The 12,680-nt window shown below is 47.5% G+C and carries 13 protein-coding genes; 9 read left to right on the forward strand and 4 right to left on the reverse strand.

All coding sequences use genetic code 11. The features are described 5' to 3' along the window. The first annotated feature begins 34 nt into the window (after positions 1 to 34). Positions 35 to 598: a CDP-diacylglycerol--glycerol-3-phosphate 3-phosphatidyltransferase gene (pgsA, locus tag AC5JR3_RS19480; RefSeq protein WP_495848217.1), complete on the forward strand. Its 564-nt coding sequence runs from the start codon at positions 35 to 37 to the stop codon at positions 596 to 598. A gap of 38 nt (positions 599 to 636) precedes the next feature. Here pgsA and AC5JR3_RS19485 read toward each other — a convergent pair whose 3' ends face one another. Next, positions 637 to 1,224: a hypothetical protein gene (locus tag AC5JR3_RS19485; protein WP_495848218.1), complete on the reverse strand. Its 588-nt coding sequence runs from the start codon at positions 1,222 to 1,224 to the stop codon at positions 637 to 639. A gap of 679 nt (positions 1,225 to 1,903) precedes the next feature. On the opposite strand from AC5JR3_RS19485, the gene AC5JR3_RS19490 reads away from it, so the two are divergent. Then, a complete protein-coding gene (locus AC5JR3_RS19490; protein ID WP_495848219.1) occupies positions 1,904 to 2,839 on the forward strand; it encodes a DUF2382 domain-containing protein in 936 nt (311 codons plus the stop codon). Positions 2,840 to 2,947: 108 nt separating this feature from the next. Further along, a complete protein-coding gene (locus tag AC5JR3_RS19495) occupies positions 2,948 to 3,916 on the forward strand; it encodes an S-layer homology domain-containing protein (RefSeq protein ID WP_495848220.1) in 969 nt (322 codons plus the stop codon). A 12-nt stretch (positions 3,917 to 3,928) separates the two neighbouring features. Here the strand turns inward: AC5JR3_RS19495 and AC5JR3_RS19500 are convergent, their stop codons facing one another. Together AC5JR3_RS19500 and surE are read right to left on the reverse strand one after the other, a co-directional pair. Beyond that, entirely contained in the window at positions 3,929 to 4,864 is a 936-nt protein-coding gene (locus AC5JR3_RS19500) for an NAD-dependent epimerase/dehydratase family protein (RefSeq protein WP_495848221.1), read from the reverse strand. Between the two features lie 60 nt (positions 4,865 to 4,924). Further along, the gene (gene surE, locus AC5JR3_RS19505; protein WP_495848222.1) at positions 4,925 to 5,602 is read right to left on the reverse strand and encodes a 5'/3'-nucleotidase SurE; all 678 of its coding nucleotides are present in this window, start codon (positions 5,600 to 5,602) and stop codon (positions 4,925 to 4,927) included. 308 nt (positions 5,603 to 5,910) lie between these two features. Between surE and AC5JR3_RS19510 the strand changes: the two genes are divergently transcribed. The 6 genes from AC5JR3_RS19510 to AC5JR3_RS19535 all read left to right on the forward strand — a co-directional run bounded on the left by AC5JR3_RS19510 (position 5,911) and on the right by AC5JR3_RS19535 (position 10,920). Then, positions 5,911 to 6,276 (forward strand): ferredoxin thioredoxin reductase catalytic beta subunit, encoded by a 366-nt coding sequence (locus tag AC5JR3_RS19510; RefSeq protein ID WP_495848223.1) that lies wholly within the window; start codon positions 5,911 to 5,913, stop codon positions 6,274 to 6,276. Beyond that, complete coding sequence (locus AC5JR3_RS19515; RefSeq protein WP_495848224.1) at positions 6,273 to 6,707, forward strand: DUF309 domain-containing protein; 435 nt, start codon at positions 6,273 to 6,275, stop codon at positions 6,705 to 6,707. Before AC5JR3_RS19510 ends, AC5JR3_RS19515 begins: the two co-directional genes overlap by 4 nt. A gap of 165 nt (positions 6,708 to 6,872) precedes the next feature. Next, complete coding sequence (locus AC5JR3_RS19520) at positions 6,873 to 7,328, forward strand: LptA/OstA family protein (RefSeq protein ID WP_495848225.1); 456 nt, start codon at positions 6,873 to 6,875, stop codon at positions 7,326 to 7,328. Positions 7,329 to 7,561: 233 nt separating this feature from the next. Continuing rightward, positions 7,562 to 8,290, forward strand: coding sequence for an LPS export ABC transporter ATP-binding protein (gene lptB, locus AC5JR3_RS19525; RefSeq protein ID WP_495848226.1), 729 nt, complete (start codon positions 7,562 to 7,564; stop codon positions 8,288 to 8,290). Between the two features lie 117 nt (positions 8,291 to 8,407). After that, on the forward strand, positions 8,408 to 9,523 hold the full coding sequence (locus tag AC5JR3_RS19530) for an LptF/LptG family permease (protein WP_495848263.1): 1,116 nt from the start codon (positions 8,408 to 8,410) through the stop codon (positions 9,521 to 9,523). Positions 9,524 to 9,825: 302 nt separating this feature from the next. Continuing rightward, positions 9,826 to 10,920 (forward strand): hypothetical protein, encoded by a 1,095-nt coding sequence (locus tag AC5JR3_RS19535; protein WP_495848227.1) that lies wholly within the window; start codon positions 9,826 to 9,828, stop codon positions 10,918 to 10,920. A gap of 112 nt (positions 10,921 to 11,032) precedes the next feature. Here AC5JR3_RS19535 and AC5JR3_RS19540 read toward each other — a convergent pair whose 3' ends face one another. Then, positions 11,033 to 12,457: an NADP-dependent isocitrate dehydrogenase gene (locus tag AC5JR3_RS19540; protein WP_495848228.1), complete on the reverse strand. Its 1,425-nt coding sequence runs from the start codon at positions 12,455 to 12,457 to the stop codon at positions 11,033 to 11,035. Positions 12,458 to 12,680: the final 223 nt, after the last annotated feature.

Genomic DNA, 12,680 nt, shown 5'->3' on the forward strand with positions numbered 1-12,680 from the left:
AGTTAAAACAGATAGTTTACTCATAGGCTTGTTTATGACCTTACCAAATTGGATTACCTTTTCCCGTTTACTGGGATTACCCTTTATCTTGTATTGGCTTCATAACCCCACGGAGCAAACCCGTTGGATTTGTTTTGGCGTCTTTCTTCTTGCCGCTAGTACGGATTGGCTCGATGGCTATCTAGCTCGGAAGTTGAACCAAGTCACTGAACTGGGTAAGTTTCTTGACCCCTTAGTAGATAAGTTATTGGTATTAGCTCCCCTGCTGGCATTGATTGAATTGGGTCAGGTGCCGGCTTGGGGGGTGTTTGTGATTTTGGGGCGAGAGTTGGCGATCGCGGGTTGGCGAGTCAGTCCTACCCTCACAGGTAATACCAGCATCTCTGGAGCGAATATCTGGGGTAAGCTAAAAACAGTGAGTCAAATTGTGGCGATCGCTCTCCTGATTGCTCCGCTATCTGAAGCCTGGACAACTCCTTCTTTGCTCCTCTTCTGGGTTTGTGTCGCCCTCACCGTCATTTCTGGTGTTATTTATCTTTTCCCTCAAAAAATCAATCAGCCATCAGCAGTCTCTGATAGTCAGACCGCTGACAGCTAATGATTGTTTTTTTAAGTCTTTTAACTTAAATGTCTTAATTAAGCTGTATGCCTTCTGGGCTTTCTAGCTCCTACAGAAGCACCAATCATCGCTGCGGCTAAACCGAGCAAGGAGCCAATAATAAACGACCAAGAAGCCCTAGCTGCATTGGCAGCAACCTGTGCTTCGTTTATGTTGGGCGCTTGGTTTGGCAGCTCAACTCCGCCTGGTTGTTGCACCTGATTGAGAACCTCCCCCGCATTGGCAGCAACCGCTCCAAAAGCTCCCGTTACACCACTCGCTAGCAACCAAGAACTAACCGCCAATGTGGTTGCCCAAAGAATAGCACCATTCAACAGAGCCGTTTTACTGTTCATTGGGCCACAGGTGCGAGCCATCACCCAACCACCAAGAAATAGGGAAATCAGCAAACTAACGATTGCCCAAATTCCTACAGCCCAACCATTAGCAGCCCTAGCGGAAAACCCAATGGCCGCTCCTAAAGCGCTCAAAATCAGTTGAGTGGCGATCGCAATGACAATTCCTGCAATGATTGGGCCCCACCGAACCCGATCATGGTAGTCAACCACTGGGTTGACTACAGCTGATTCGGCAACCATATCATCACGACGATCTATATAAGACATAACTCTGTTTGCTCTCCCTAGACTTTGTTAGCTTTTACCGATGATTTAAGTATCATGGCATCTTATTTTAGGTATAACTGTTAGTTTTCATATCTGCCGTTGGATAGAACGGCAGTTAAAATAATTCACTCATTTTTAAACTTTTGTAATTTTTTTGCTGTTGAAATCTCTTCTTGTTGAAATAAGTATATCTATCCAATTTTAGGAATAAAATCTTACCCGATAATAAGAATTTGACCTGTGAAGTGAAGTTTTTCAAATAAATAGAGTATAAACAAATGGTCAACAATAAAATAAACCTTGTCTAGGTCTAGGTTAAACGCCTTGGTTTTTGAATAAACAGCTTGAGTCCTTACCCACTAACAGATACATAACTTAACTGTATGCTGAAAACGCTATACTCCTCAAAATGGAGTTGACTCAAGACCCTGGAAAAAATTCTTCTGTGACTTAACAAAAATTTTATTTTTTAAAGCTTATGCAGCTTTGCAAATCTTTTGGTAAAAGTCAATCTTCCAAATGGCAGAAGTCTTTTGCAAAAAATACAGTTTGCTCGCTCATTTTAGTTAGCACCCTAATTTAACGAATACCTCGTAAGAAAGAAGTTTCATTATTAATAAAAACCTAAAGTATGAGTAGTTATTAATGATGTACATTAACTTAATTAGGAGACGATAGTATGGCACTTTACAAAATTAAGGATTTCAATCCTAACTACCGTGAAGAAGCATTTGATGGTGAAGATATTAAAGGTCTTAATGTCTACGCTGGACGAACAGAAGAGAAGATTGGTACCATCCACGATGCATTAGTTGACGATAGCGGACGTTTTCGGTATCTAGTGATTGACACAGGCTTCTGGATTTTTGGCAAAAAGGTTTTGCTGCCAGTCGGTCGTTGCCAGGTTGATGCTAGGGCACAACGAGTTTACGCGACAGGGATTACAAGCAAAGACCAAGCGGAACACCTGCCTGAGTACGATGACAGCCTGACAGTTGACTACGACTACGAAGAGCGAGTACGGGGTGTTTATCGTACTCCCACCACAGAAGCCTCAATACCTGTAGAAATGTCGCCGCCAGTCGAAGCATCAGGAACTGTTGAAGCAACTTCTCAACCCGCTCCACGTCCTACTCGTCAGCCTAGTGTGCCTGACTATGATCGCAGTACCTATACGTACGACCGAGAGCCAGACATGTACACGATGAATGAGCAAAATCATCAAAAATTCCGGCTGTACGAAGAGCGGTTAGTGGCAAATAAACACCGTCAAAAGACCGGTGATGTCACAGTAGGCAAACATGTTGAAACCGAAACAGCAAGAGCTTCGATCCCTGTGGAGAAAGAGCGCGTGGTTGTTGAGCGGCACAATCCTACCGGTGCTAGTCGCGCAGCTGCCCCTGGAGAAGCCAACTTCCGCGAAGGTCAAGTAGCACGAGTGGAAGTTTACGAAGAGACAGCTGAGGTCGGCAAGCAAGCTTTTGTGCGTGAGGAAGTTGACATCAGGAAAGAAGTTAAGCAGGATACAGTTGAAGTCAACGAAAAACTGCGTCGTGAAGAGCTAGACGTGGATGTTAAAGGTAACCCAGTTGTAGACCGAGATAAGCGCGTTTAACTAAAGCTTTCCCGTTTCGAGCTTAGTGACACAACTCCCTAGACTTTGGTTGCTAGGCTCGATTGCTATTCCATAAAAAATTTATCTAGAAAATAAGGAGGGAGTTTGATGCTTCATCACTTCAATTACTCCTCCCTAGGTGCCACACTGCTGGCTCTAGGAATCGGTGTCAGTAGCGTCGTCGGCTGGGTAACATCTCACAGGGCTTCTACTGCTTTCGCCCAAGAGAGTCCAACCGCCACTCCCAAAGTAGGAGGTTTCCCCGATGTCACGCCCGACTACTGGGCAAGTCCGTTTATCCGAGTTTTAGCCGAGCAAAACATTATCCAAGGATATCTTGATGGCACGTTTAGACCGGAGCAGCCTGTAGATCGTGACGAGTTTGCTGCCATGATTCGTCAAGCGTTTAATCAAGAGCGGGAGAAGACAATACCTAGTGGTAGTGTCTTCAATGATGTCCCCAACAACTATTGGGCAGCTCCTCCGATTGAGGAAGCTTATGAAACAGGATTCATGACAGGCTTTCCTGGACGGTTGTTTTTGCCGCAACAGGAAGTTTCAAGAGTTCAAGCGATAGTTTCATTAACTAACGGTCTAGAGCTAGGCTACAATCCTGCCACTACAGCGGCAGCTACCACTCCAGCCCAGCAACGGCGAGCTAGCAAGAAACCGATATTCTTTCCACTAGCGTTTTCTGCCCTGATGGAGCCGGTGTTGAAAACAGCGACTCTAATACCTGCTGCTGTGACTCCAGCAACAACAGCTACAGACTCAAAAGCTGCGGAGCCTGCCGCACCAGACTACGTGCAATCCTACTATCAAGATGCGGAGCAGATTCCGGACTACGCCGTTGAAAAGGTAGCGGCTGCTACGCAGGAAGGTATGGTTGTTAATTATCCCAATCCCAAAGTTCTTAATCCTAACGACCCTCTAAATCGGGGTGCTGCAGCCGCATTGATTTATCAAGCTTTAGTGCGTCAAGGCAAGTTGCAACCTCTTGCTGAGAATGAAGAGGCTAATCAGTACGTTGTTGTTCCTACCTCTGAGAACAATCAGAACGCCCAAGCCGCTCGATAAATTTCACGGCGGCTAAATCGCTTTGAGGATCTCTTCATCGAGGGAGAAATCTACTTCAGCGTTGTTACGTCCAGAAGTCAGGTAATCCTTTTCAAAGGAATCCTTCAAACCGCTTACGAGGTCAAACTCTGGGTGCCAGTTGAGGTCAGTCATAGCTTTATGGACATCAGCGAAAAAATGCTGAACTCTGATGGGGAAAGCTTTGCGCTTGCCAAAATCAAATTGTTTGGGGTCGTAGCGAACAATTTTTACTGAGTCTAATGATTTACCTGCGGCTTCGGCACAAGCACGGGCAATACCCTCAAAAGTAACGTAGCGATCGCCGGATACATTGTAAATTTGCCCGATCGCTTTTTCATTCCCCAAAACCTGCGACATGGCTCTGGCTAAGTCTTGGCAATGCCCAAACTGAGTGATATGCAAGCCATTACCAGGAATGGGAATAGGACGATCGCGCACAATCCGGTCAAAAAACCAGGCTTCCAGATCATTGTAATTCTGAGGGCCATAGATGTAGGTGGGACGAATCGCTGTAAATGGTAATTGCTGTTCTTGCAGATAAGCTTCTGTTTCGTGCTTACCGCTGTGGCGGCTTTTGGGATCGACGGCGTCGCCTTCTCTATGGGGTAGCTGGTCAGATTTGAGATAAACACCAGCCGAACTCATATAGATAAAGTGCTTTACCCGGTTTTTAAAGATTTCTGCTAGGGGTTGGGTATCGCTGAGTTCGCGACCATTATTGTCAAAGATCGCATCAAAATCTTCCGAGGATAATTTCTCTTTGAGTTGAGAGGCATCTTGGCGATCGCCGTGAATTTGTTGCACGCCCTCTACAGGTGCAGGCTTGTTTCCCCGGTTAAACAGCACTACCTCGTGTCCCTGTTCTACCAAGAGTTTTGTCAGGTAAACACCGATAAAGCGCGTGCCACCCATGATCAAAATTCGCATGACGATCCTTCTCCAATTCCTACCAGAGGAATTTTACCCTTAACTGTGAGAAGGCTCCCGTTATAGACGGATTTGCGTCACAGCAATGTTACCTGAGAAGCAGACATCAACATCTGTTTTGGGGGCGCGATCGCGTGCGGCATATTCCCCCACATAGTAATAATCATTACCCTCAACACGATAATTAACGGGCAGGGGTTGCGTACTCGGTTGGCAAAATACTATCGGTGGATCGGGTAATCCGGCTTCTAAATGGGGCAAATTCACATTCCAAAAGCTTCCGGGTTCTATGGGGCGATGAAGCAAATCCGCCAAAACTCTTGCTGTCCAACGTGCCGCCACGTCCCAATCAACAACCAACGGTCGTTTAATCCAGTGGGAAATTGCAATTCCCGGAACACCATGCATTGCCGCCTCCCGCACCGCTGCCACAGTGCCAGAGATATAAACATCAACTCCCAGATTCCCACCAGCATTGATACCAGAAAGCACCCAACTGACATTCGGGCAAAGATGAGTCAGAGCAAGGCGAGTACAGTCAGCAGGAGTACCAGCGATCGCATATTCCGTATCGGAGCGACGGCAAACTTGAATTGGCTGCACTGTCGTTACCTGATGACCACAACCGGAAAGATGATCTTGGGGAGCAATGAGTACGCCTTTCCCATTCACGGCTTTCTGAAGAGCCTGGATACCTGGAGCATCGATGCCGTCGTCATTTGTAAGAACTATTACCATTACAGACTACGCAACTTTATATTTCTGCTGTCAAAGATCTTTGTACTTTGAGCATAGTATCTGCTGGCAAAGAGTTAATCTTCCGGCTTTGGGCAAAATGCTCTAACCGCCGCTAACTTTTTGTCAAAAAATACCCTCAGTTGTCCAGAGCTAGGAAGCGAGCATAATTCCAGGAGACATCGCCATGAACGCAGCGAGGATGATGGATGCACTAATTTGCCGCCGAGGTACATGAACTGTAGCGTCTTGGGAACAAGCCCTAGGGTACAATGCAAAGAAAACATCCACAAAAAGCCTAGTTTTTACTTATGACTTCATCAAAAACTCAAAATTTCTCCACTGAAAAAAGTTTGGAGGCAATGAAGCATTTTTCGGAAACCTATGCAAAACGTACCGGAACTTATTTTTGTGTTGACCCTTCGGTGACTGCTGTAGTAATTGAAGGGTTGGCTAAACACAAAGATGAACTGGGTGCTCCTTTATGCCCTTGCCGTCACTATGAAGACAAAGAAGCGGAAGTAAAAGCAACGTTTTGGAATTGTCCTTGCATCCCCATGCGCGAGCGCAAAGAATGCCACTGCATGTTATTCCTGACACCTGATAATGAGTTTGCCGGGGATAAGCAGGAGATTTCTAGCGAAGAACTAGAAACGGTGCGACAAAGCATGGCATGAACTCGACAGTACCACCAGAAGAATTTTGGCAGGGTGTCGAGCAGTTTAATCGGCAGGACTTTTATGCCTGTCATGACACCCTGGAAGCTTTGTGGATGGAAGCCTCGGAACCCGATAAACGGTTTTACCAGGGAGTGCTGCAAACTGCAGTTGGCTGTTACCACCTCGGCAATCTCAACTGGCGGGGAGCCGTGATTCTCCTAGGCGAAGGAATCAAACGCCTGAGAGATTACCAACCCACTTATGAAGGTATTGATGTCACTCAGTTGCTAGAGCAAAGTGCAGAGTTATTGCAAGCACTGCAAGCAATAGAACCAGAACAGGTGGGGGAATTTGTGAAAGAGCGATCGCCTCATGAGGCTAGCCAAGACAGCAACCTCAGCGGAGCTAGGCTTGATTACCTGCCACGGATTCAAAGAGTTGAGACTTGATGGGTAGCTGGGGAGAAACTTTTGGCTGTGACTGTCCGTCAAGACCGTTATAGTTGGGGAAGTACCCACCCGACACCGAAACGATCCGGATCGTGACTCTTAAGTATGGGTAAATTAACCGAGTGCGGTATCACAAGTTTTTGACATCTGGAGCCTACACAATCAATGAAGTTCGCTGGCAAAGTTAATTTCGATCTGAGGCGTCGCCTGGGTTTGGCGTTAGTGCTGCCTGCTGCTTTAGTAGGCGCGATCGCCATTCCTCCTCAAATATTAGACGCTCAGGCACAAACCGGAGACGGACGTGCCCTTACCCTACAATCTGATGTTCAAGAAGCTAACTCCCAAACTGGGGTAATCACCGCGCGGGGCAACGTACAAATGAACTACCCTGCCCGACAAATTCAAGCAACGGCTGCCCAAGCCCAATACTTCAGTCGGGAGCGTCGCCTTGTACTGAGTGGCAATGTCTACGTCTTGCAGGAAGGCAACAGTATCCGAGGTGAAACCATTACCTATCTAGTCGATGAAGGACGATTCGTTGCCCTACCCAAAAGTAATCGGCAGGTAGAATCCACCTACATCATTTCCGATCCCGAAGCACCTGTCTCTACCTCACGGTGACACTGCTCTTCACCCTAAATCCGTCTCTAAGACACCTATCAGCTCGCTTGCTGATAGAGAATTGACAAGATCAGCGTTTATTTATAGCGCTGATTCTTGGATCATAGAGGAGCGATCGCGGTGCCAGGATCTACGTCAGTCCTCAGCCGTGAGGAGCAAGACGGCACCGTTGAGATTACATCACTGCTACCTTAACCAAGGGCTGCTCGAGCACAGACAACTCTTAAATTGATGTGAAAATTGTTCTAGAGAACATCCACAAATCCTACGGCAAACGCATTATTGTCAACCGCGTTAACCTTTCAGTTGCCCAAGGAGAAGTGGTTGGGCTGCTAGGCCCCAATGGCGCGGGAAAAACTACCACATTTTATATAGCTACCGGACTCGAAAAACCTCTACAAGGGACGGTGTGGCTAGACGACACCGACATTACCGCCTTATCGATGAACAAACGAGCGCATCTCGGCATTGGCTACCTAGCGCAAGAACCCAGTATTTTTCGTCATTTGAGCGTGCAAGAAAATATCCAACTGGTGCTAGAGCAAACCAACGTACCGCGCCGGGATTGGAACAAGCGCCGACAAAGCTTACTGCAAGAGTTTCGCCTGGAAAAAGTCGCTCACACCCTAGGTAATCAAGTCTCTGGAGGAGAACGGCGGCGGACAGAATTGGCACGAGCCTTAGCCTCCGGACCAGAAGGGCCGAAATTTTTATTTTTAGATGAGCCATTTGCTGGGGTTGACCCCATTGCCGTGTCGGAAATTCAAAAAATTGTGGCGGGATTACGCGATCGCTACATGGGAATTTTGATCACCGACCACAACGTCCGCGAAACCCTCGCCATTACAGACCGCGCCTACATCATGCGGGACGGGCAAATCTTAGCATCCGGTAGCGCCGAAGAACTGTACAACAACCCCCTGGTACGACAATACTATCTAGGCGACGAATTCCAACGCTAGCCCGTTGCCTAGTCAGTTATCGGTTGTTTTCTGGCTGCTAATGACTAATGACTCATCACATAATCACCAATGACACCAGGTAAATCTCTCTACTCCTTCATTCCTGGCTTATCGGTCATGGATCGATACATCGCCAGCGAACTCACCGCACCCTTTCTCTTCGGAGTAGGAGCCTTCTCCTCCGTAGGGGTAGCGATCGGTACACTTTTTGATTTAGTACGGAAAGTGACCGAGGCTGGACTTCCCTTAAGCCTTGCCGTGCATGTAATGCTACTGCAAATGCCTCAATTCATCTCCTATGCCTTCCCGATGTCTACGCTCCTAGCCGCACTGATCGCCTACAGCCGCCTTAGCAGCGATAGTGAATTAGTTGCCCTCCGGAGTTGTGGGATCAGTATCTATCGCCTCGTCATGCCTGCCATTGTATTGAGCTTAGTGGTGACAGCGATGACCTTTGTCTTCAACGAGTTAGTTGTCCCGGCTGCCAACTACCAAGCCTCTCAGACCTTAGAACAAGCTTTAAATGAAGGAACCCCTTCATTTGAAGAAAACAACATCTTCTATCCCGAATACGGAGAAGTTACCCAACCCAACGGTGAAAAAATCCGTACCCTCAAGCGCTTATTCTACGCCGACCAATTTGACGGTGAGAAGATGAAAGGCTTAACCATTCTCGACTGGTCCCGAACAGGACTTAACCAAATTGTCACCTCCGAATCAGCCGTTTGGAACCCCGAACAAAGTACCTGGGATTTTTTCAACGGCACCATCTATCTTGTCTCACCCGACGCCTCCTACCGCAATATCCTACGTTTTGAAAGTCAGCAGCTAAAGCTACCTAGAGCACCCTTGGATCTGGCAAGCAAAGCTCAGCGAGACTTTGGCGAAATGAACATTGCTCAGTCTTTGGAATATATGAAAATTGTGCAGATTGGAGGGGATATGAAACGGCTACTTAAAGTAAAAGTACGCCTGAACCAAAGAATCTCGTTTCCCTTTGTCTGCCTAGTCTTTGGTCTAGTTGGTGCCGCCTTAGGAACCCGACCGCAACGGACAGGCAAGGCAACTAGCTTTGGGATTAGCGTTGTTGTGATTTTTTCCTACTACTTACTCGGATTTATTACTGGGGCATTAGGTCAACTTAGCATTCTCTCTCCCTTCATAGCTGCCTGGTTGCCCAACTTCTTTGGTTTAGGAGCTGGAAGTTTATTATTAGTCAAAGCAGCACGGTAATGTTCACAGAAAGCATAGCCCGACAGAGAGAATATAGAGTCAGGCAAAATATTGTTATTCTCACTGACAATAATTCTGCCCTGAGAGACTAACTCAAATTAAAAATAGTTAAATACTGATATTCTGGACTCGCTATTGGCGGCGACACCCTACTTTATAGGAGATAGAATCAACTTAGGAAGGAAGCGGCTAATTGGTCTTGAGACAAGCATTTCACAAGGTCACAATCGAAATGCAGCCCAAGTATTGCTCCAACCTCCTTGAAAGTTTAACTTTTGCACCACTCTGGCGGCACTACAGTCATGTCTTCTTCCAAGCAACCTCCAGCCTCCCTCCGTTACCTCAAAGCCCGATTGCGACCGTTTGGGCGTCCAGTGTTTTGGGCTTCTTCGGCTTTGTTGTTGTTAGTGCTGGTTGTGACATGGGAGTACTGGCTCTCTCCACAGTGGCAGATTTTCACAGGTGCAGAACCTGCAATTCCAGATAGTCAAGGGGCAATCGCCGATCAGCTAACACCAGAACCAGCTCTCTCAGCCAACGAGCTGGCAGAGGGTGCCACAGAGATAGATAGCTCATCAACCCTTTTACAAGAATTAGAGAACCTCCAAGAAGCTCCGGTATTAAATTTGCCAGAGCCAACAACTCAGAAGGATCAACCTACAGGTTTATTTGCTGAATTTATCCGCAAACAGTCAAATACAGCGCCTCAAAACCCTGCTACTAGCTCCCTTCCTAGTCGCTCATCCCAATCTAATGCCCCATCTAGTAATCCGTTTGCAAACTCAGCGCAAGCCTTGTTAAATGCTGGCCCTCTCGCTGATGGTGGTCTGTTTACAGATTTGAGCGCTCCGGCTAGCAGTTTTGATACTTCATCAGCCTCAAACCCTACTTCCTCTGTTCCTAGAAATAACCTGCCCAACTCCAATCAAAATACAAGACCAGTCAGCGCCTTACAAAATGCCCTCAATAACCAAGCGGCTGTCAATAACACGGCTACTCCTGCTCAACCCCAGCAGCCGCCAGCGATTGTACAAGAGCAATCTCTCCCCCCTCAAGCCCTACCAGGACAAATTACCTATCCACCTGCTAATGCACCAAGAGGAACAGCTTACAATCCTCCTTCAGGAGCCTCTGCTGTTCCCAGCAATGCCTATAACTTTTTAGCTCCTTCCCAACCGAGTCTCAATGCACCGATTGTTCCTGTGGCACCAGTCGCCCCAACTAATATCGGGCAGTACTCAGTCCCACCGCTTCCGCAAGCAGGAGTTAATACTCCCCCGCCAGTCACCTATGGCTTACAGCCCAGTCAGCTCACTCAGCCAACTACTGCCCCTTCCCGTCGTACTCAAGGAAGCTATGTCGGGGGAAATCGGTTGAATACGTTTTCAAATCCCTAAACAGGGGAACGGGGAGAAATACTGAGTCGGTGAGTAGGGAAGAAAGTATGGAGGTAAGAGGTTAAAAGTTATCGGTTCTCCCCTGCTCCCCAATCTCCCTACTTCAGAAGGTTCACTGAAAGTTTTTAATGATGGCTTCGGCAAACTCAGAACACTTTAAGGGAGGGTCTACGGGTGGAGTCATTAGGCGTGCTAAGTCATAGGTGACTTCTCCCTTGGCGATCGCTTCTCCCATACCTTTCTTAATCAAGTCCGCTGCTTCCTGCCAGCCCATATATTCCAACATCATCACGCCTGACAAAATTAAAGAACCCGGATTAATCCGATCGAGTCCGGCGTGCTTCGGTGCTGTGCCATGGGTCGCCTCAAAGATGGCGCAAGTGTCCCCAATATTGGCTCCAGGCCCCATCCCTAAACCGCCAACGATCGCTGCTGCTGCATCAGAGATATAGTCCCCGTTCAGATTCATCGTGGCGAGAATAGAATATTCATCAGGACGGGTCTGGATTTGCTGGAAAATACTGTCAGCAATCCGGTCATTGACCATTACTTTCTCTTTCCATTGCCCGTTCCCGTGGGTTTCCCAAGTTGCGCCGAGGACGCTTTCGACTTCCTTTGCGACCTCCTTCCGCTTTTCTGGGGTAAGGGAGTCATAGCCTGGTTCTACTCGTCGTGCATTTTCCTCGAAGGTGATCTCAGGATTTTGCTCTTTGTTGCTGAGAATCCAAGATTCCCGTTCAGTGACGCAGTCAGCGCGAAACTCTGTCGTTGCCAACTCGTAGCCCCAATCTCGGAATGCCCCTTCTGTATACTTCATGATGTTGCCTTTATGCACCAAGGTGACTTGGCGCTTTGACTTGGGCAGTTGCAATGCGTGCTTAATCGCTCGACGCACCAGACGTTGAGAACCTGTCTTACTAATCGGCTTAATGCCAATGCCAGAGTCTAAAGGAATCTGCTTTTTGCCATGTTCTGGGGTAGCGGGAATTAGCTGAGTGTTGAGGATAGAAATGAGCTGATCGCCGATTTCACTTCCCTGACGCCATTCAATTCCTAAATAAATATCTTCCGTGTTTTCCCGGTAAATGATCACATCAAGTTTTTCCGGGTATCTGTGGGGAGAAGGTGTCCCAGGGTAGTATTTGCAAGGACGGACGCAGGCGTAGAGGTCGTTAATCTGACGCAGGGCGACGTTCAGGGAGCGGATACCACCACCAACAGGTGTTGTCAGTGGGCCTTTGATGGCAATGCCGTATTCTTGAATGGCGTTTAGAGTATCTTGGGGTAGGTACTGGTAAGTACCGTAGAGGTCGCAGGCTTCGTCCCCCGCGTAGATCTTGAGCCAGCTAATTTTCCGCTCATCGCCATAGGCAGCTTTCACAGCGGCATCAATTACTTTTTGGGTGGCAGGCCAAATATCAACCCCCGTGCCATCACCACGAATGAAGGGAATAATGGGATTATCTGGAACAATTGGCTCACCTTCTGAAAAGCTAATGACAGACCCTGTATTAGGCGGTGTAATTTTCTCGTACATGCTGCGGGTTTGAGAAATGACAATGACTTCTTTGGTAGGCTACCAGATCTGACTGCTTGAGCGTCGTTTGTCAGCAGCAGTTTTGTCAATTAGTCAATTAAGCGATGGGGGAGAATGTATGAAAGATGAAATTAATCATGGGGAGTGGTAATGAGCCAACGTGTCATTCAGTACGGGCACTGGCACAGCCCTTATCTCTATCATTCGGGGTTAAATACGCTCC

It is taken from the genome of Kastovskya adunca (assembly GCF_059505785.1).